Source organism: Duganella rhizosphaerae (assembly GCF_040364205.1).
In the GTDB taxonomy this organism is placed as follows: Bacteria; Pseudomonadota; Gammaproteobacteria; order Burkholderiales; family Burkholderiaceae_D; genus Rugamonas; species Rugamonas rhizosphaerae.
Window position 1 is genome coordinate 204,466 of sequence record NZ_BPWK01000003.1, and the last position, 18,518, is coordinate 222,983.

Here is an 18,518-nt window from a genome sequence, read left to right on the forward strand (position 1 = left end):
GCTTACTGCTTAGGCGCGCCGCCCAGCAGGAAGGCGATCTTCTGCTTGGGCTTGGCCGTTGCCGCGCTGCCCAGCGTGGCGGCAGGCGCCGGCGCCGGCGCCTTGGCAGGCTCGTACGGCTTGAGGAACCATGGGTCGACCTTCTCGCGGCGGCTGCCGTACGACGGCGCGCCGGCGGCGCGCGGCGGACGTTCGCCACGGTCGCTGCGCTCGCCACGGCCCATCGGCGCGGACGAGGACGAGGAGGACGAAGAGGACGACGGCGCGCCGCGGCCGCCTTCGTCGCGGCGCGGACGGCGTTCGCCGCGTTCGTCGCCGCCATAGCTGGTCGCAGGGATGAAGCCGTCCAGCTCGCCGCGGCGGATGGTCTGCTTGATCAGTTTTTCGATGTCGGCCAGCAGGCGTTCATCCTTGTCCGAGTAGATCGACAGCGCGTCGCCCGAGGCGCCGGCGCGGCCGGTGCGGCCGATGCGGTGCACATAGTCTTCGGCGTTGTACGGCAGGTCGTAGTTGATCACGCACGGCAGGTCGGTGATGTCGAGGCCGCGCGCGGCGACGTCGGTGGCGACCAGGATGTCGATCTCGCCCTTCTTGAACGATTCCAATGCGGCCATGCGCTCCTGCTGGGTCTTGTCGCCGTGGATGGCGACCGCCTTCATGCCTTCCTGCTCCAGCCCCTTGGCCAGGCGCGAGGCGCCGATCTTGGTGTTGGAGAAGATGATCACCTGCTTCAGCTCGCGCTGGCGCAGCAGATGCGCGGTCAGCGCGTGCTTCTGGTTTTCCGGCACCTTGTAGACCACCTGGCTGACCTTGTCGGCGGTCTGGTTGCTGCGCGCCACTTCGATCGTCACCGGGTTGCTCAGGAAGGTGTTGGCCAGCTTTTTGATCTCCGGCGAGAACGTGGCCGAGAACATCAGGTTCTGGCGCTTGGCCGGCAGCAGGTTGATGATGCGCTGCAGGTCGGGCAGGAAGCCCATGTCGAGCATGCGGTCGGCTTCGTCCATGACCAGCATCTGCACCTGGCCGAGGCTGATGTTCTTCTGCTCGACGTGGTCCAGCAGGCGGCCCGGGGTGGCGATGACGATCTCGACGCCGGCCTTGAGGATGATGGTCTGACCCTTCATGTCCATGCCGCCGAACACCACGGTCGAGCGCAGCGGCGTGTGCTGGGCGTAGGCCTTGACGTTCTCGGCCACCTGCACCGCCAGTTCGCGGGTCGGCGTCAGGATCAGCGCGCGCACCGGGTGGCGCGCCGGCGAGGTGCTGCTGCTGGCGTGGGCCAGCAGCATCTGGATGATGGGCAGCGCGAAGCCGGCGGTCTTGCCGGTGCCGGTCTGGGCTGCGCCCATGACGTCGCGTCCCTGCAGCAGCACGGGAATGGCCTGGGCCTGGATCGGCGTCGGGTGCACATAGCCCTGGTCGGTCAGCGCGCGCAGGATGTCCGGCGACAGGCCGAAGTCGGCAAAACGGACTTCGGCGGCTTCGGCGGCGGCAGGCGCGGCCGCGGCTTCGGCGGCGACCGCCTGCTGGGCGGCGGACTCAATAACGGTCGGGGTGATGATCTCGGTTTCGGACATAATGTGTGCGGCGGCCCTGCGGCGGACAGCCAAGCTTTCTTCAATTAACATATCTGTGCTGCCGGCCCGGCGGATGTACGACTTGGAGGAGTGCGGAGGGACCGGCGGGCGGACACGCGGTGAGCAGGATACAATGAGCGCCGTAAACTATACCCTAAATTCCGGCAACTGCGCTAAAAACCACTGGCTTTTATATCGAAACCCTTGCATCAATGGTATGTATAATAGCCAATCTGACCAGAATAGCCCATAAAACCGAGCGCTGCTCCGCACGCGCAACCCGTTACGCCACCGGATACCCCTACATGCACGTGCTTCCGCCGGTCCTGCGCCGCTGCCCTTCCCTATTGCTGTCTCTGTTGCTGTTGCTGACGTCCCTGCTGGCCTGGCTGCCGTCCGCCGACGTCCTGGCGGCGCCGGCGCCGTCGCTGCGCTTCAAGAAGCTGGGCCCGCTGGGCGGCGACGAACCGTCGATGCTGTCGCTGCTGCAGGACCGCAAAGGCTATATCTGGGTCGGCACCCACACCAACGGCCTGTACCGCTACAACGGCTACCAGGCGGTCAAGTACATCAACAATCCGGGCGACCCGCGCAGCCTGCCGCACGACCGCGTGTCGGCCATCTACGAAGACCAGCAGGGCCGCATCTGGGCCGGCACCCAGAACGGCCTGGCGCGCTTCAACCCGGAGAGCAACGACTTCACGCTGTTCGCCCCGCCCGGCAAGGCGCCCAAGAACCACCGCATCATCAAGAACATCATTTCCGACGGCAAGAACGGCATGTGGGTGGGCAGCTGGGGCGGCCTGCAGCATTTCGATCCGAACAACGGCAAGTTCACCGTCTACGCCCACGACGACGCCGATCCCGGCAGCCTGGCCAGCAACGACCTGAACGCGCTGGCGCTGGACGCCCGGGGCGGCGTCTGGATCGGCACCTGGCCCGGCGGACTGGACTACCTGGCGCCGGGCGCGAGCAGCTTCGAGCACCACCAGGTCGATCCGGCGCCCAAGCCGGACGCGCGCGTCAACATCGTCCGCGCGCTGCAGTTCGACAAGAACGGCATGCTGTGGATAGGCACGGAATCGGGCGTGATCCGCTGGGACGGCAAGCGCGGCTGGGATACCCGCCAGACCGTCGCCTCGCCGTACAGCCGCATCACCAACTTCAACCTCGACAACAAGGGCACCTTGTGGTGCACCACCTTGTCGGCCGGCCTGCTGCGCTGGAACGAGGCCAGCGGCGAGTTCGACCAGTTCGTGCACGCGGCCGACGACCCCTACAGCCTGCCCGGCGACAATCTGCGCGCGGTGCTGCAGGACCGCGGCGGCATGCTGTGGATCGCCTCCTTCACCGACGGCATCAGCCTGGCCAACCTGTCGAGCGAGGGCTTCACCCGCCACGTGCCGTTCCGCATCGACAGCCGCTCGGCGCCGGCCAGCAACGCGCTGCTGAGCCTGGCCCGCGCGCCGGGCGGGCGCATCTGGCTGGGCGGCAACGTGGGCATGAGCTTGTACGATCCGGCCAGCGGCAGCGTGGTCAAGAGCTACCACGCGGACGACAAGAAGCCGGGCATGCTGAGCCACTCCATCGTCTACAGCATGTACCAGGACGAGGCCGGCAAAGGCCCGCTGTGGCTGGGCACCTCCAACGGCCTGAACCGGCTGGACACGCCGGACAGCGCCTTCCAGGTCATCCACTTCGGCAACACCGCCAGCGACTACATCAACGCCATCGCGCCCGGCGCCGGCGGCGTGCTGTGGCTGGCCACCGGCAACAGCCTGATCCGCTACGACAGCAAGACCGACGCCCGCAAGATCTACTACAACGATCCGCAAGACCCCGACACGCGCAGCGTCAACGGCACCTCGGCGGTGCTGGAAGACCGCAGCGGCCGGGTGTGGGCCGGCTCGGAATGGAACGGCGGCGGGCTCGACCTGCTGGACCCGGCCAGCGGCAAATTCCGCCACTACCGCCACGCCAATAACGAGCGCAACAGCCTGAGCGACGACAACATCGCCAGCCTGCACGAGGACGCGCAAGGCCGCATCTGGGTCGGCACCAGCAAGGGCCTGGACCTGGTGGAGTTTGCGGCGGACGGCAAGGTCAGCTTCAAGTCCTACGCCGCCGCCATGCGCGCGCCCAAGATCCTGTCGATAGAGCACGACCGCGACGGCAAGATCTGGTGCAGCACCATCGCCGGCCTGTACCGCCTGGACCCGGCCACCGGCCAGGTCAGCCACTTCAGCGCGTCGGACGGGCTGACCGAGGGCTACACCGTCAACTCGTCGTCCATGGGCGAGAACGGCGTGCTGTACTTCGGCGGCGTGCACGGCATGACGGCGGTGACGCCGTCGGCGGTGCGCACCAGCTCGGTGCCGCCGCAGGTGGCGATCACCGACATCACCGTGTTCAACCACTCGCTGCAGGACGGCAAGCCGGGCGAGAACGTCAAGGCCGAAGGGCCGGTGACCTCGCCCACCGCGCTGACCTTGTCGTCGCAGGCCTCGGTGTTTTCGCTCGAGTTCGCGGCGCTGCACTACACCGAGCCCAGCGAGAACCGCTACGCCTACCAGCTGCAGGGCTTCGACCGCGATTGGGTCGAGACCGACGCCGCCCACCGCAGCGCCAGCTACACCAATCTGAACCCCGGCCACTATGTGTTCCGGGTCAAGGCCGCCAACCACCTGGGCGTGTGGAATCCGGAGCCGGCCACGCTCAACATCACCATCACGCCGCCGTTCTGGCAGCGCTGGTGGTTCCGCGCCGGCGGCGCCGCGCTGATCGCCGGTTCGCTGCTGCTGGCCTACAAGATCCGCATCCACCGCCTGACCCGCCACCAGGCCGAGCTCGAACAGCTGGTGACCGCGCGCACCGGCGAGCTGGAGGAATCGAACCGCAAGCTGGCCGCGCTCAGCACCACCGACGGCCTGACCGGCGTCAGCAACCGGCGCGGCTTCGACCTGGCGCTGGAGGCCGAATGGCGGCGCGCCGCCCGCACCGGGCAGACGCTGGCCTTGTCGATGCTGGACGTCGACTACTTCAAGAAGTACAACGATCACTACGGCCACTTGGCCGGCGATTCGACCCTGCGCACCGTGGCCGAGCTGATCACCTCGCACGGCCGCCGCACCACCGACCTGGTGGCGCGCTACGGCGGCGAGGAATTCGCGCTGCTGGCGGCCGCCACCGACGCGGCCGACGCCTTCGGCGTGGCCGAGGAAATCTGCGCCGAGCTGGCGCGGCGCCAGCTGCCGCACGAGCAGTCGCCGTTCGGCATTCTGACCATCAGCATCGGCGTGGCGGTGATGGTGCCGACCGAGGACAGCTCGCCGGAACAGCTGGTGCAGATGGCCGACCGCGCGCTGTACCGGGCCAAGGAAAAGGGCCGCAACATGGCGCTGCTGGCCATGCCGCCGATGTAGGAAAGCCGATGGACGCGAATCAGAATCAAAACAAGGCGGCCGACGATCCGCTGCCGCTGCCGCCGCCGCCACCGCAGCCGGGCGACTGCTGCCACAGCGGCTGCACCTTCTGCGTGGAAGACATGTACCAGGACGAGCTGGAGCGCTACCGCGCCGCGCTCAAGGCGTGGCGCGAACGGCATCCCGGCGCAAGCGACTAGCCACCGCCATCGTCATTCCCGCCTGCGCGGGAACGACGCTAGAACGTTTCCCACTCGTCGCCGGGGCCGGCCTTGGCCGGCTGCTTCAATGCCGGCCGCGCTGCTGCGGCGGCCACGCGCGGTGGCGCCGCCACCGCCTTGCGGGGCGGCGCCGCGCTGGCCGCCGGCGCGCTCGACGCCAGCAGCTTGAACACGCTCACCACCTCGCTCAACCTGGCGGCCTGATCCTGCATCGACTCTGCCGCAGCCGCGGCCTGCTCCACCAGCGCGGCGTTCTGCTGCGTCACCTGGTCCATCTGCACGATGGCGGTGTTGACCTGCTCGATGCCGCTGCTCTGCTCCACGCTGGCCGAGGTGATCTCGGCCATGATATCGGTCACGCGGGTGATGCTGGCGACGATTTCCGTCATGGTCCGGCCGGCCTGCTCGACCAACTGTGAACCGGTCTCCACCTTCCCCACCGAATCGCCGATCAGCTGCTTGATGTCCTTGGCCGCCGCCGCGCTGCGCTGCGCCAGGTTGCGCACCTCCGACGCCACCACCGCGAAACCGCGGCCCTGCTCGCCGGCGCGGGCCGCTTCCACGGCGGCATTCAGCGCCAGGATATTGGTCTGGAACGCGATGCCGTCGATGACGGAAATGATGTCGACGATCTTGCGCGACGACTCGTTGATCGACGCCATGGTGCCGACCACCTGCCCCACCACATCGCCGCCCTTGACCGCGATGCCGGACGCCGACTGCGCCAGCACGTTGGCCTGGCGCGCATTGTCGGCGTTCTGCTTGACGGTGCTGGTCAGCTCTTCCATCGACGACGCGGTCTCTTCCAGCGAACTGGCCTGCTGCTCGGTGCGCGCCGACAGATCCTGGTTGCCGCTGGCGATCTGGCCGGAGGCGGTGGCGATGGTGTCGGTGCCGCTGCGCACCTGGCTGACCAGTGTTTGCAGATTGCCCGTCATATCCTTGAGTGCCTGCATCAGCTGGCCCGTCTCGCAGGCGGAGGTGATGGCGATGGGCCGCGTCAGGTCGCCGCCGGCCACGGCGCGCGCCAGCGCCACCGCCTGCCGCAGCGGAGCCGAGACGATGCGCGCCACCCACAGCGCCAGCGTCATGCCGATGACGATGTTGAACACCAGTAGCAAGATCGCGGTCAGGCGCGCGTTGCGATACGTGAGGCCGGCAACGTCGCTGGCCCGGTTGCCGCCATCGATGTTGAGCTTGACCAAACGGTTGACCCGCTCGACCATTCCGGCCACCACGGCCACCGAATCGCCGGTGGCGATGGCGCGCGCCTCCGCCTTCTGGCCGCCCCTGGACAAGGCCAGCAACTTGTCGTGCGCCGCCAGCAGCTGGCGCAGCCCCTGAACGAACTGATCGTAGATGTCTTTTTCTTCCGGCGACGAGATCATCGCTTCATAGCGGGCCTGGTCGGCCTTCAGCGTGGCCAGCGCGGCGTCCATGCGCTGCTCGTAGGTCGCCATGCTTTTCTCGTCCTCGGCCAGCAGGTGCAGCAGCTCCCAGCGCCGCAGATCGCTGATATCGACGCGTACCGCCATCACCGCCTGCACGCTCGGCAGCCAGTTGGTCGCCAGGTCCTCGGACGCCCGACTGACCTTGGCGCCGGAAATCATCGCGCTGACGCTCATGACCAGCGTCAGCAGCAACACGGCGCCGAAAGAAACGATGAGTTTGGTGGATATTTTCAGGTCGTAGAACCATTGCATGACGGTCTCCTTATCGCTGCCTGGGACGTTCCAGTATGCAACGATATGGAGCCCGCCACCAGCGCCACGATTCAGCGGTGTTCGGGCTGTATCTCGCGAGCCACAGCTTAGCGGCGGGCGCTGGAAAAATCGAACAGGTTCATCAGGTCGCCGATGGCCGGGCGGTTGCGCGGCACGTAGGGACTGGTTTTGTCGTGGACGGGATTGGGCAGGTTGTCGCGGCTGCGCGCCGACAGCGGCGGCAGCGACCAGTTGCGCTCGATGAACTTGGCGATCGAGGCGTGGTCGTAATACGTGTGGTCGACCGCGCCCTTTCTGGCCCACGGCGAAATGGCCAGCAGCGGAATGCGGGTGCCGTCGCCGAAGAAGTCGATCGCCTGCACATAGCCGGAATCGTAGTAGCCGCCGCCCTCGTCGAAGGTGACCAGGATGACGGTGTTCTTCCACAGCGCCGGATTGGCTTGCACGCGCTCGAGCACGCCGGCCACCAGTTCGTCGAAGCTGGTTTCCATCGCATAGCCGGGATGGCCGGAGATGCTGTCGTATGGCGCGATCACGGCCACCGACGGGAAGCTGGCGGCGTCCTTGACGTCGACGTAGAACTGCATCAGGTCGGCCAGCTTGTCCTTGTCCGGGCCGTTCATCGTCGAGCTGAAGAAGGTCGGCGTGTCGCACATGCCGCAGTATTCCTTGTCGACTTTCTTGCCGTCGTTGCGGCCGCCGCTATACCACTTCCATGACACGCCGCCGGCCGTCATCGCGTCGCCGATGTGCGGCATGCCTTGCGGCGGCAGCAGGAATTTATCCGGCCCCAGCGGCAGCGGCTCGCCCAGCGGGCCGAACGCGGGGTCGAGATTGTTGACCATGTAGTAGTGGCCGGGCGCGCAGTTGCCGTCGTTGAAGGCGGCGTACGGCAGTTGCGCCAGCAGCGCGCGGATGCCGGCCACGCCGGGCTGCGCCGGATCGGCGCAATTGACGTAGGTGCCGCCGCGATAGCCGTCCTCGGTGTACCAGTTGTTGGTGCCGGGCTGGGCGTCCGGATTTTCGATCTGCTTGGCCGGCGGCACGGCGGCCTTGCCGTCTTCCGTGTAGTAGCCGACATCGGCCGTGGCCAGCGCGAAGTAGTTGGCGGTGGTGCCGCCCATGATGGGTTGATGGTAGTTGTCGGCGATGGCGTACTGGTCGGCCAGGCGCTTGAACAGCGGCGCGTCGCCGCGCGCCATATTGTAGAAGCCCATGGCCACCGCGCCCTGCCCGGTCCTGCCGGGCGCTAGCGCCACTGCGGTAGGGTTGCTGGGACCGGGTCCGGTCTGGTCGGCCACCCAGACGAACAGGTCGTTCTTGCCGCCGTCGACCTGCTGCCACATCTGGAAGAAGCGGTGGGTCGGATCGCCGGTGTGGGCGCCGTAGCCGACGTGGTGGGTGATCTGGAACGGGGCGTTGGGCAGGTTGGACGGGAAGCGCGCATCGGCCACGTCCTGCCGCTGGCCGAAGGCGCCCCAGGCCCACGGCTGCGGCAAGGTGCCGTAGACGCCGTTGAATTCCGGCGTCGGCGTGTAGGCGCCGCTGGACAGGCCCAGCTTCTGCGCCGCGTCGGCGAAGCGCGGGCCCGGCGTGCCGTCCTTGTTGACGATTTTCTTCGACAACAGGTTGGCCACCGTCTGGCCCTTCCTCGGCTCGTACACGCCGTACAGGTTATCGAAAGTCCGGTTCTCGCCGACCAGCACGATCACGTGCTGGATCGGCGTGGTGGCCGCCCCGCTGGCCGTCGCCGCCACTGCGGCCGACGCCGTTAGCATCAGCGTCGACGCACCGCAGACCAGCGCCAGCAGGGAGCGCACCATTTACAGCTTGCCGTTCAGCGTGATGAACACTTGACGCGGCGCGCCGGTCAGCAGCGTTTGCGCGGTGCCGGCGACATCGCTGGCCTGGAAGCCGTTGGTGCCGATCGAGCTGATGTACTGCTTGTCGAACAGGTTGGTGACGTTCACTTGCAGCGACAGGTCTTTCAGCATGCCCAGCGATTTCATCTTGTAGCCGGCCGACAGGTTGGCCAGCCAGAACGATGGCACGCCGCCGTCGTTCAGGTAGGTGTAGTAGCGCTTGCCGGTGTACTTGCCGCCGACGCGGGCGAACCAGACGCCGCTTTCATACGACGCTTCGGTGTTGAACAGCGAACGCGGCGCGTCGACCACTTGCTTGCCGCTGACGGCCACCAGCGTGGCGCCGTCCTGGTAGTTCGACTTGTACTTGGAATCGTTGAAGGTGTACGAGTTGAACCAGCTGATTTCGCGGTTGAACTTCCACACGGCGATCGCTTCCAGGCCCTTGGTGTCGACCTTGCCGACGTTGACGAAGGTCGACGGGCAGCCGACGATGCCGGCGCAGGTGGCCACGCTCAGCTGGCGGTCGTCGAAGCGGGCGTTGTAGACCGCCACCGAACCCTGGATGTCGGCGCGCTTGAAGCGGTAGCCGAGGTCGATGTTGACCGAGGTCTCAGGCTTGAGCTTGGAGATGCCGGCGTTGTAGGCGGCCTGGGTCTGCGAGAAAGGACCGCTGACGCCCGGCTGGAAGGCGCGCATGTTTTTCGACGCCGAGGCGAACACTTCGTCGTCGGCGCTGAGCGCGTAGTTGACGCCGGCCTGCGGCAGGAATTTCTTCTCCGCGTCGAGGTCGCCGGCGGCGCGGGTGCCGATCAGGTTGGTGGCCTTGATGTCGACGTCCATCGCCTTGAAGCCGGCGTTGAACTTCAGCTTGCCGTCCATGGCGCTGAAGGTGTCGGCCACGTAGTACTGCGAGGTGGTGGTGACGAAGTTCTGCTTGAAGTCGGTGCGGAACGGATTGGCCAGGAAGAACATGGTGTCGGCCGGACCGGTCACCTTGTAGTAGTTGCGGCTGACGTTGTGGTTGCTGCGCTCGCCCCACAGGCCGGCGGTGATGGTGTGGCTGCCCAGTTCCCAGGTCAGGTCGCTGGTGACGCCGTCGCGGCCGATCGAGTACTCGGTGGTGCGCAGCGAGATCGGGTTGGCGGCGTCGGTCGCCACGTACGGCGTGTACCAGTGGCCCTGGCCGTCGTTGTCGTGGTGGTAGACGGTGGTCTTGAGTTCGATCGACGGACCGAAGTTCAGCGCCAGCGTCAGGCCGCCGATGGTGTCCTTGCGCAGGCCGCCGGCCGAGTAGTAGGCGTCGTCCATGCTGTTGACGCCGCCGGTGTAGACGCCCTTGGCGGCGTTGACGGCGCGCTGCCAGTCGGGCTGGTAGTTGTCCCAGCCGTAGCCCAGGCGACGCACCATTTCCAGCGACACGTCCTGGTAGTCGACTTCGCGGCGGTCGGAATAGTTGAGGAAACCGGTCAGGCTGTTCTCGCCGAAGTTGAACACGAACTTCGAGTTCAGCTGATCCTGGTCCTGGCCGCCCTCGCCCTTGGTCTTGTCGGTGCGCTGGCGGGTGCCGCTGATGTAGGCCTTGACGACGTTGTTGATCAGGCCGGTATCGACGCGGGCGAAGGTGCGCGAGGTCGAATCGCTGCCGAAGGTTTGCGCGAAGGTCAGGCCGCGCGCATCGCTCGGGGCCAGCGTGAAGAATTGCACGGTGCCGCCCAGGTTGCTGGTCGAGGCGGTGCCGACCGCGCCCGCGCCTTGCGACACGGTGACGTTGCCGACGTTTTCCGACGAGATGGCGCGGCTGATGTGCAGGCCGTTGTTGTTACCGTAGCTCATGTCGCCCAGCGGCACGCCGTCCAGGGTGAAGCCCAGCTGGTTCTGGTTGAAGCCGCGCACGCTGAAGCGGGTCGACCATTCGTAGGCGCCGAACGGATCGGCGGACTGGAAGTTCACGCCTGGCAGTTTCTCCAGGACTTTGAGCGGGCTGGTGCCCGGCAGCGCTTCGGCCAGGTCGGCCTTGTTGATGTTCTGCACCTGGCGCGACTGGCCGCGGCCGGTGATTTCCACCGTTTGCACGGGACCGACGATGGCGCCGGCCACCGAGCTGTCGGCGGCGGCTTCGGCCGCGTCGGCGGCGTAGGCGTAGGTCTGGCAGGCCAGGGCTTGCAAGACCACCAGGCACAAAGGTTTCAGAGGGAAGCGCTGTTGCATGATTTGTTTTTCTTTCTTGCTGGTTAGTGTGGACTTAGGCTGGAAACTTAACTCGCAAGATTGTAGGAACTGCATATGACGCAGCGATGACGGGACTGTGACAGCTTGGTGACATAGCAACATTTCTTCACTCAGTCTCAGTACGCAAGCGTACCGACCGCAGCGTGACGTCCGCCTTAGCATGGTCATCAACAGGGAGATTTCATGGACAAGACAACGCCACAGAGCGGCAAACAAGGTTGGCTCAGCAAGCTGGGGCCGGGGCTGATCACCGGCGCGGCGGACGACGACCCCAGCGGCATCGCCACCTATTCGCAGGCCGGCGCGCAATTCGGCTACGGCATGCTGTGGACCATGCTGCTGACCTATCCGCTGATGGTGGGCATCCAGGCGGTCAGCGCGCGCATCGGCCGCGTCAGCGGACACGGGCTGGCGACCAATATCCGCCGCCACTTTCCGGCGCCGCTGCTGTATCTGCTGGTCGGCCTGCTGCTGGTGGCCAACACCATCAACATCGCCGCCGACATCGCCGCCATGGGCCAGGCCGTCGCGCTGCTGGCCGGCGGCCCGGCGCACTGGTATGCGGCGGCGGCCGGCATGCTGTCGCTGGCGCTGCAGGTGACGCTGCCGTACAGCCGCTACGTCAGGGTGCTGAAGTGGCTGACCTTGGCCCTGCTGGCCTATGTCGCCACCGCGCTGACGCTCAAGCTGCCGTGGCTGACGCTGCTGCACGAGGCGCTCTTGCCCAAGCTGTCGTGGCAGGCGGCCTACATCACGACGGTGGTGGCCATCTTCGGCACCACCATCAGCCCTTACCTGTTCTTCTGGCAGGCGTCGCAGGAGGTCGAGGACCTGCATGCCGAGCCCGGCGCCAAGCCGCTCAAGCACGCGCAGGAGCAGGCGCCCGACAATCTGCGCCGCATCAAGATCGACACCGTGGTCGGCATGGGCTTTTCCAACCTGGTGGCGCTGTTCATCATGCTGACCACGGCCGCCACGCTGGGCGCGCATGGCATCACGCATATCGACTCGTCGGCCCAGGCCGCCTCGGCGCTGCGGCCGATCGCCGGCGACTTCGCGTTCGCGCTGTTCAGCATGGGCATCATCGGCACCGGCCTGCTGGCGGTGCCGGTGCTGGCCGGCTCGGCCGCCTACGCCATCGCCGGCGCGATGCGCTGGAAAAACAGCCTGGAGCTGCAATATTCCGGCGCCCCCAAGTTTTACGCCATCATCATCGGCGCGACCGTCATCGGCACCGCGCTGTGCTTCACCAATATCGACCCGATCCGGGCACTGTACTGGAGCGCCGTGCTCAACGGCGTGATTTCGGTGCCCATCATGGTGGTGGTGATGCTGCTGGCCGCGCGGCCGGCGGTGATGGGCAAGCTGGTGATCCCGCGCCGACTCAGCGTGCTGGGCTGGCTGTGCACCGGCGTGATGGCCGCCGCCGTGCTGGCGATGTTCGCCACGATGGGAAAATAATCGGGTAAGCTGGGGCCTCAACCTTTGTGGAGCTCACCCATGCTGCGATTCTGTGCACTGCTGATGGCGGGTTTGCTGTCGCTGTCGGCGCTGGCGTTCGAACGGCCGTTTCCGGCCAACGCACTGCGCGGGAAAATGACGCCCGGCTATTTCCCCGATGTGAGCATCGACGGCAAGCCGCGCCAGCTGTCACCGGCCGCGCGCATCTTCAACCGCGACAATATGATCGAAATGCCGGCCGCGCTGCGCGGCAGCGACATCGTGGTCAACTACACGGTGGACGGCCAGGGCAATATCGACCGTATCTGGATCCTGACCGCCGAGGAGGCGGCGCAGAAGCTGCCGACCGCGGCGGACGCTAAATAGCGAAGTTGTCAACGTGCGGCCTGTCGAGCAGGCCGTCCGCAAAAACCAGCAGTTCCTCCGCCGGGATGGGCCGGGAAATATGGTAGCCCTGCAGGTAATGGCAGCCCATCTTTTCCAGGATGGCCGCCTGGCCGGCGGTTTCCACGCCCTCCGCCACCAGCTGCAAGCCCAGGCTGTGTCCCATCGCGATGATGGCGTGCACCAGATTGTTGCTGCGCTCGCTGTGCTCGATGTCCATCACGAAGGCGCGGTCTATCTTCAGCGTGTTCAGGTGGAACTGGGTCAGGTAGCTGAGCGAGGAATAACCGGTGCCGAAATCGTCCAGCGAAATGCTGATGCCCAGCGAGCGCAACTGCGCCAATACCGCCTGCACCTGGCCGCCATCGTCGATCAGCACCCGCTCGGTCAGCTCCAGCTCCAGCTGGCGCGCCGCCAGGCCGTTGCTGGCCAGCGCCTGCCGCACCAGCCCGACAAACGCCGGATCGGCCAGCTGCCAGGCCGAAACGTTGATGCTGATGGTGATCTCGCCCAGCGGGCTGGCCTTCCACTGCGCCACCTGGCGGCAGGCCTGGTTCAGCACCCAGGTGCCAAGTTCCACGATCATGCCGCTATCTTCGGCGACTGGTATGAAACGGTCCGGCGGCACCGCGCCCAGCAAGGCGCTGTCCCAGCGCAGCAGCGCCTCCACCTTGGTCAGTTTGCCGGTGTGGGAGTTGGTGATGGCCTGGTAGACCAGGCGAAACTCGCCGGCCTCGATGGCGCCGCGCAGGGCGCCGTCGATCACCAGCGCATCCTTGGCGGCGGCGTTCATGGCATCGTTGAAGAAACGCATTTCGCCGCGTCCCGCCTTCTTGGCTTCGAACATGGCGATGTCGGCGTTGCGGATGAGCGTGTCGCTATCGCTGCCGTGCAAGGGATAGCAGGCGATGCCCACGCTGGCCGACACGCCGATCGCATGGTGCGACAGGTTGAAGCTGTCGCCCATGGTGGCGATGATGCCGGCCGCGCAGTCGCTGGCGGTTTTCTCGCTGCCTCCCGCCGGCAAGCCGGGCAGGACGACGATGAATTCGTCGCCGCCGAAACGGGCCAGCACGTCCTGCGGACGCAGGATGGCGTGCAGGCGGCGCGCGAACTGGCGCAGCAATTCATCGCCGACGGCATGGCCGAAGGAATCGTTGACGCGCTTGAACTTGTCCAGGTCGATGAACAGCACGGCGCATTCGTTGCGGTCGAAGGCGGCATTCGCGAGCTCCTCTTCCAGCCGCTTGGACAGCGCGTGGCGGTTGAAATAGCCGGTGACGGGATCGATGCGGGCCGCCTGATACAACAGATCGTCCTTCTTTTTGCGCTCGCTGATGTCCAGCAGCTGGACCAGGCAATACGTGCGGCCGCGCTCCTCGTAGGGCGACCCCAGCATCTCAAGCGGCAGTTTATTGCCATTATGCAAAGTCACGACGGCGGTGTCGACGATCGGAAAATGGACGCCCTCGGTCACGAACTGGCTGAAATAGTGGTCCGCCATTTCGCGCGTGAGGCCGGGGAGCAGGTCCGTGACATGGCGTCCGATCAAATCGGCGGGCGCATTAAAACCCAGCAAACGGGCGCAGCGCTCATTGGCCACCATGACATAGCCCCGCCGGTCGCGTATCAAAAAACCATTGCTCAAGCTGTCGATGGTGCGGGCATAACGTTGCTGGATCTCGTCCTGCACCGCATAAATCAAACCCAGCATGCTGAGGGTTTTTAATATCGTGGTGCCGACAAACCAGATCAAATATAACTCGGGACCCAGCGTTACCGCGCTGAGCAGGTTAAAACCGCCACGCAAGATCAGGGTAATGCCCAACAGGCGATAACGGTTTTTATTCTTGATCAGGCGCTGGCCGCACCAGAGCATCATCATGCCTAATATGGCAGCGCTGCCGGGAGCGATAATGGCCGGATTACTAAACCAGGCAGCACCTGATAATACGGCTATCAATATACCGACAGGCAATATCCAGCGTATTTGATAGCGGTATAACTCACCCAGGAAAAACTTGGTACCGCTCCAATAACCTATCAGGCCAGCGCTCAGCAACACGGCGCAAAGCTGGATACGCAGGGTTTCGGAAAATATACGGTCGCCGATGAACCAGGTAATAATTCCGCCCATTACCGACAACTGCCCCAGCCCCCAGAACAGGGCGTGCTTTTCCTTGCGTTGCATAAGCCACAGGAAAATAAGCAATGTACTCAGAATAGCGTCCGCCGCAAAAGCGGCCGCTACTGCGGAGAGGTGGGCGTAATTGCTGAGGTCCGTGCTCATATATATCGGCCGTCTTCTGGCCCGGAATCCTGAAGAACTGTTTTGAGGTAACTATCTCCATTGTATGCCGAACGGCTGCGCTGGCGGTATCTGCGGCCGGATACAGTGTTGCCGATTGGCACATTACGGCTGTCCGTCCGAAAAAGCCCCGGGAACCATGTTTTTTATGCCAAAAATTGGCATGTACCAGCCAGTTTTGAGCTTGGCTTGCCCAGCCCTGGGGCGGCGCGGATAGCCGATGACGGACAGACTTGATCCATCAACACAAGCAACCGCTTATTGCCGATCCATGCAATGCCGTCAGGCGAATAAGGAAATAGCCAGGCCCCACATTACCAGCGCAATCACGCCATCCAGTATCTGCCAGGCGCGCGGCTTGGCAAATACGGGAGTTAAGTAGCGGGCGCCAAATCCCAGGCTGCTAAACCACAATAAAGAAGCGAGCATGGCGCCCAAAGCGAAATACAAGCGCCCGTTTCCAGCCTGTTGCCCGCCTATCGAACCGAGCAATACAACGGTATCCAGATAGACATGTGGATTTAATAAACTGAATGCCAGCATGGCGGCGATAACCGTACGGCGATCGCCGACCGGGGCGCTATCACCGGCCGTCATTGCGCCCGGATTTAAAGCCGAACGGGCAGCGCGCAATCCATACCAGAATAAAAACCCGGCGCCGGCGATTTTAATCCAGAATAACAGCGCCGGCGCTTCCGTAATCAACTGGCCCATGCCGGCCACGCCCGCACCGATTAATACAACATCGCAGATAACGCAAATAGCAATGCAAGTCAGCACGAACTCCCGTTTCAACGCCTGCCTCAGCAAATAAGCGTTTTGCGAACCGATAGCGACGATCAGACTGCCTCCCAGACCGATACCTTTTAAAAAAGCAGTAGCTTCCATATTTTTCTCCCAGAGCGAAGCCGACAGCTTACTTAGTCCGTGAAGATAAGTATAATTAATATTACTGACCAAATATTAGAGCGGCTAATGAAGCAAATCGACTATCGCGGCTTGGCGGCGCTGGATGCCGTCATCGACCATGGCAGCTTTGACAAGGCGGCCCTGGCCTTGTCGATCACCCAATCGGCGGTCTCGCAGCGGATACGCATGCTGGAAAACAGCGCCGGCGAATTGCTGATCGTGCGCAGCCAGCCGCCCGCGCCGACCGAGGCCGGCCAGCGGCTGATCGCCCATTACCGCCAGGTGCGCCTGTTGGAGGCGGCGCTGCTCCACCGGCCGGACTCGGGCGAGGCGCGGCCGGAGATCGCCATCGCCGTCAACGCCGACAGCGCCGCGACCTGGGTGCAGGAAGCGGTAGCGCCGCTGATGCACAGCGGCCAGTGTCTGCTGCACATCCGCCTGGACGACCAGGACCATACGCTGAGCATGCTGCGGGAGGGCCGGGTATTCGGCTGCGTGACCAGCGAATCAGCGCAAGTTGCCGGAACCACCTCGACGCCCTTGGGCATCATGCGCTATCACTGCGTCGCCAGCCCGGCGTTCGCCCTACGCTGGTTCCCTGACGGCATGACGGCCGCCGCCGTCCAACAGGCGCCGGCGCTGAATTTCGACCGCAAAGATGCGCTGCAAGAACGCTACATCGCCCGCCGCACCGGCTATAGCGGCCGCTATCCGCATCACTCGCTGGCCAGTTCGGATGGTTTTGTACGGTTTATCGAGGCGGGCTTCGGCTACGGCATGGTGCCGTTCTTGCAGTGCGAACAGCAATTGAAGACGGGAACGCTGGTGGAAATGACGCCAGGCGATACGCTGGAAGTGCCGCTGATCTGGCACCGGTGGGATATCCAGACCGCGCTTACTCGCGCATTGTCGGACAATATGATCGCTACTGCACGTAAATGGCTACTTTGAGGCCCTGGCATCCATCGCCGCGAACTCTTGCCGCACCCGCACTTCCCACGCGGCCGGGTCGGGTTCATACAGGGCCGCCGCCGTGGGCGCCACATTCTCCTGCGGCCCGGTGCGCTGGTAAAGCATCACGTTAGTCCAGGCCACCGTGCCGGCCGGGAAGCTGCACAGCAGCTTGAACGCCGGATGCGTCAATGGATAGGTGGTCGTGCTGACCAGCGCGCCTTCCTGCATCTCGCGCGCCAGCTTGTCGCCCAGCGCGGCCATCAACGGGCCGAAGCAGGTGCTGTACATGAACACCAGGCTGGCGCCGCGCACATCGACCCGGAACATGTCCGCTTCGATCAATGCGATGCGGGAAGCGAGATCGAGCAGATGGCTGCCGTGCGCCTGGCCGCCAAACGGCAGCCGCAACGGCGTCTCCGGCGCCAGCGGCGACGGCAAGGCCGCCAACGATTGCCGTGCCAGCGCCAGCAAGCTGTGCAGGCGCTGGACCGCCATCGCATGCCGATAGCCCAGCAACTCGACACCTATGCAGCGCTGGAACGGAAACGCCAGCGCCGCCGACATCACCACCTTGCCCAGCCCGCTGCCCAGGTCGACCATCACGCCGCCGGGGCGGATGGCCGCGGCGATCGCATCGAAATAATTGTCCAGTTCGTAGCGCCTAAGCTCGCCGTAGATCAGGCCGCCGTCCTCGACCAGCCAGGCCCGCACTTCGGCATCGCCGATCTGCTCCAGCGATCGAAAGCCGGGCGGCGCCGCGACGCGCGGCAACAGTCCCTGCGGCAGCAAACCCGCCGGCAAGGTGCCGATGATCGCGCTGACGTGCGGCCGCAAGCGCTGCACCAGATACTCGCGGCGCGACCTGTCTTCCAGGCAGGCGCGCAGCGCGTAGCCGATTTCGATAAATTTGAGGAAGGGAGAGTCCGGCTTCAGCTCCAGCGGCGGCCGCACATGCTGTTCGCCGCCCTGTATGCTTTGAAACAAGGTCTCGAATACATCATCGGGATGCTGGACGCTGGCGACCGGCCGGATCGCCGCATCCTGGGTGCGAAAAACCGGCGCGCTCGGCATGGCCTTGCAGGTCAGGCGCGCAGCGCCGACAACATCTGGTCGACGCTGTCATGGGCGGCCTGCCAGCCGGAACTGGCGAGCACCGGCGCGCACACCGGGCATGCCTCGAAGGGATTACAGTCGTGCGGCAATTCCTGGTAGAACTTGCCCACCACCGACTTGCCCACATAGGAATCGACCGACAGCGGCTTGGCTTTCGGCGCCACCGAGGCCTTGGCCGGCACGAAATCGGCGCCGCCGGGGGCCAGCCAGCGCTCGAAGGGTTCGGTCGGCTTACCGTCGGGAACGTACCAAGCCTTGCGCTCGCCATTCCAGCGCGCGCCCAGGGCCTTGGCTTCGTCTTTTTCCGCAAACGGAACTTTTAAAAACATCATCGTCGTTACTCCGCTAATG

General features: G+C 64.9%; 13 protein-coding genes. 5 read left to right on the forward strand and 8 right to left on the reverse strand.

Translation table 11 applies throughout. From position 1 onward, the window contains the following. Positions 1-2 precede the first annotated feature (2 nt). On the reverse strand, positions 3-1,577 hold the full coding sequence (locus tag RUGAMON1_RS08155; protein ID WP_445230038.1) for a DEAD/DEAH box helicase: 1,575 nt from the start codon (positions 1,575-1,577) through the stop codon (positions 3-5). A 305-nt stretch (positions 1,578-1,882) separates the two neighbouring features. Between RUGAMON1_RS08155 and RUGAMON1_RS08160 the strand changes: the two genes are divergently transcribed. Beyond that, positions 1,883-4,999: a ligand-binding sensor domain-containing diguanylate cyclase gene (locus tag RUGAMON1_RS08160; RefSeq protein WP_445230039.1), complete on the forward strand. Its 3,117-nt coding sequence runs from the start codon at positions 1,883-1,885 to the stop codon at positions 4,997-4,999. A gap of 8 nt (positions 5,000-5,007) precedes the next feature. Then, on the forward strand, positions 5,008-5,199 hold the full coding sequence (locus RUGAMON1_RS08165) for an oxidoreductase-like domain-containing protein (RefSeq protein WP_445230040.1): 192 nt from the start codon (positions 5,008-5,010) through the stop codon (positions 5,197-5,199). 38 nt (positions 5,200-5,237) lie between these two features. Here RUGAMON1_RS08165 and RUGAMON1_RS08170 read toward each other — a convergent pair whose 3' ends face one another. The 3 genes from RUGAMON1_RS08170 to RUGAMON1_RS08180 form a co-directional block, all read right to left on the reverse strand. Next, positions 5,238-6,923 (reverse strand): methyl-accepting chemotaxis protein, encoded by a 1,686-nt coding sequence (locus RUGAMON1_RS08170; protein WP_445230041.1) that lies wholly within the window; start codon positions 6,921-6,923, stop codon positions 5,238-5,240. Positions 6,924-7,030: 107 nt separating this feature from the next. After that, positions 7,031-8,767, reverse strand: a complete 1,737-nt coding sequence (locus tag RUGAMON1_RS08175) for an alkaline phosphatase family protein (RefSeq protein ID WP_445230042.1) — start codon at positions 8,765-8,767, stop codon at positions 7,031-7,033. Continuing rightward, on the reverse strand, positions 8,768-11,017 hold the full coding sequence (locus RUGAMON1_RS08180) for a TonB-dependent receptor (protein ID WP_445230043.1): 2,250 nt from the start codon (positions 11,015-11,017) through the stop codon (positions 8,768-8,770). 204 nt (positions 11,018-11,221) lie between these two features. On the opposite strand from RUGAMON1_RS08180, the gene RUGAMON1_RS08185 reads away from it, so the two are divergent. After that, positions 11,222-12,499, forward strand: coding sequence for an NRAMP family divalent metal transporter (locus RUGAMON1_RS08185; protein ID WP_445230044.1), 1,278 nt, complete (start codon positions 11,222-11,224; stop codon positions 12,497-12,499). A gap of 39 nt (positions 12,500-12,538) precedes the next feature. Next, the gene (locus RUGAMON1_RS08190; protein WP_445230045.1) at positions 12,539-12,865 is read left to right on the forward strand and encodes a hypothetical protein; all 327 of its coding nucleotides are present in this window, start codon (positions 12,539-12,541) and stop codon (positions 12,863-12,865) included. Here the strand turns inward: RUGAMON1_RS08190 and RUGAMON1_RS08195 are convergent. Then, entirely contained in the window at positions 12,858-14,768 is a 1,911-nt protein-coding gene (locus RUGAMON1_RS08195) for a putative bifunctional diguanylate cyclase/phosphodiesterase (RefSeq protein ID WP_445230046.1), read from the reverse strand. The two genes, RUGAMON1_RS08190 and RUGAMON1_RS08195, sit on opposite strands and share 8 nt — an antisense overlap. A 705-nt stretch (positions 14,769-15,473) precedes the next feature. After that, positions 15,474-16,079 carry a LysE/ArgO family amino acid transporter gene (locus tag RUGAMON1_RS08200; RefSeq protein ID WP_445230047.1) on the reverse strand — a complete coding sequence of 202 codons (606 nt, stop codon included), beginning with the start codon at positions 16,077-16,079 and terminating at the stop codon, positions 15,474-15,476. Positions 16,080-16,166: 87 nt separating this feature from the next. Here RUGAMON1_RS08200 and RUGAMON1_RS08205 point away from each other — a divergent pair, with 87 nt between their 5' ends. After that, entirely contained in the window at positions 16,167-17,051 is an 885-nt protein-coding gene (locus RUGAMON1_RS08205; protein WP_445230048.1) for a LysR family transcriptional regulator ArgP, read from the forward strand. Here RUGAMON1_RS08205 and RUGAMON1_RS08210 read toward each other — a convergent pair. Both RUGAMON1_RS08210 and RUGAMON1_RS08215 read right to left on the reverse strand, forming a co-directional pair. Then, positions 17,043-18,125, reverse strand: a complete 1,083-nt coding sequence (locus RUGAMON1_RS08210; protein WP_445230049.1) for a class I SAM-dependent methyltransferase — start codon at positions 18,123-18,125, stop codon at positions 17,043-17,045. The two genes, RUGAMON1_RS08205 and RUGAMON1_RS08210, sit on opposite strands and share 9 nt — an antisense overlap. An 11-nt stretch (positions 18,126-18,136) precedes the next feature. After that, positions 18,137-18,499, reverse strand: a complete 363-nt coding sequence (locus RUGAMON1_RS08215) for a DUF5710 domain-containing protein (RefSeq protein WP_445230050.1) — start codon at positions 18,497-18,499, stop codon at positions 18,137-18,139. Between the last annotated feature and the right edge of the window lie 19 nt (positions 18,500-18,518).

Bases quoted from the DNA above. Each gene is read 5' to 3' on its own strand.
- RUGAMON1_RS08155 (WP_445230038.1), bottom strand. From the start codon at position 1,577: ATGTCCGAAACCGAGATCATCACCCCGACCGTTATTGAGTCCGCCGCC.
- RUGAMON1_RS08160 (WP_445230039.1), top strand. From the start codon at position 1,883: ATGCACGTGCTTCCGCCGGTCCTGCGCCGCTGCCCTTCCCTATTGCTG.
- RUGAMON1_RS08165 (WP_445230040.1), top strand. From the start codon at position 5,008: ATGGACGCGAATCAGAATCAAAACAAGGCGGCCGACGATCCGCTGCCG.
- RUGAMON1_RS08170 (WP_445230041.1), bottom strand. From the start codon at position 6,923: ATGCAATGGTTCTACGACCTGAAAATATCCACCAAACTCATCGTTTCT.
- RUGAMON1_RS08175 (WP_445230042.1), bottom strand. From the start codon at position 8,767: ATGGTGCGCTCCCTGCTGGCGCTGGTCTGCGGTGCGTCGACGCTGATG.
- RUGAMON1_RS08180 (WP_445230043.1), bottom strand. From the start codon at position 11,017: ATGCAACAGCGCTTCCCTCTGAAACCTTTGTGCCTGGTGGTCTTGCAA.
- RUGAMON1_RS08185 (WP_445230044.1), top strand. From the start codon at position 11,222: ATGGACAAGACAACGCCACAGAGCGGCAAACAAGGTTGGCTCAGCAAG.
- RUGAMON1_RS08190 (WP_445230045.1), top strand. From the start codon at position 12,539: ATGCTGCGATTCTGTGCACTGCTGATGGCGGGTTTGCTGTCGCTGTCG.
- RUGAMON1_RS08195 (WP_445230046.1), bottom strand. From the start codon at position 14,768: ATGATGATGCTCTGGTGCGGCCAGCGCCTGATCAAGAATAAAAACCGT.
- RUGAMON1_RS08200 (WP_445230047.1), bottom strand. From the start codon at position 16,079: ATGGAAGCTACTGCTTTTTTAAAAGGTATCGGTCTGGGAGGCAGTCTG.
- RUGAMON1_RS08205 (WP_445230048.1), top strand. From the start codon at position 16,167: ATGAAGCAAATCGACTATCGCGGCTTGGCGGCGCTGGATGCCGTCATC.
- RUGAMON1_RS08210 (WP_445230049.1), bottom strand. From the start codon at position 18,125: ATGCCGAGCGCGCCGGTTTTTCGCACCCAGGATGCGGCGATCCGGCCG.
- RUGAMON1_RS08215 (WP_445230050.1), bottom strand. From the start codon at position 18,499: ATGATGTTTTTAAAAGTTCCGTTTGCGGAAAAAGACGAAGCCAAGGCC.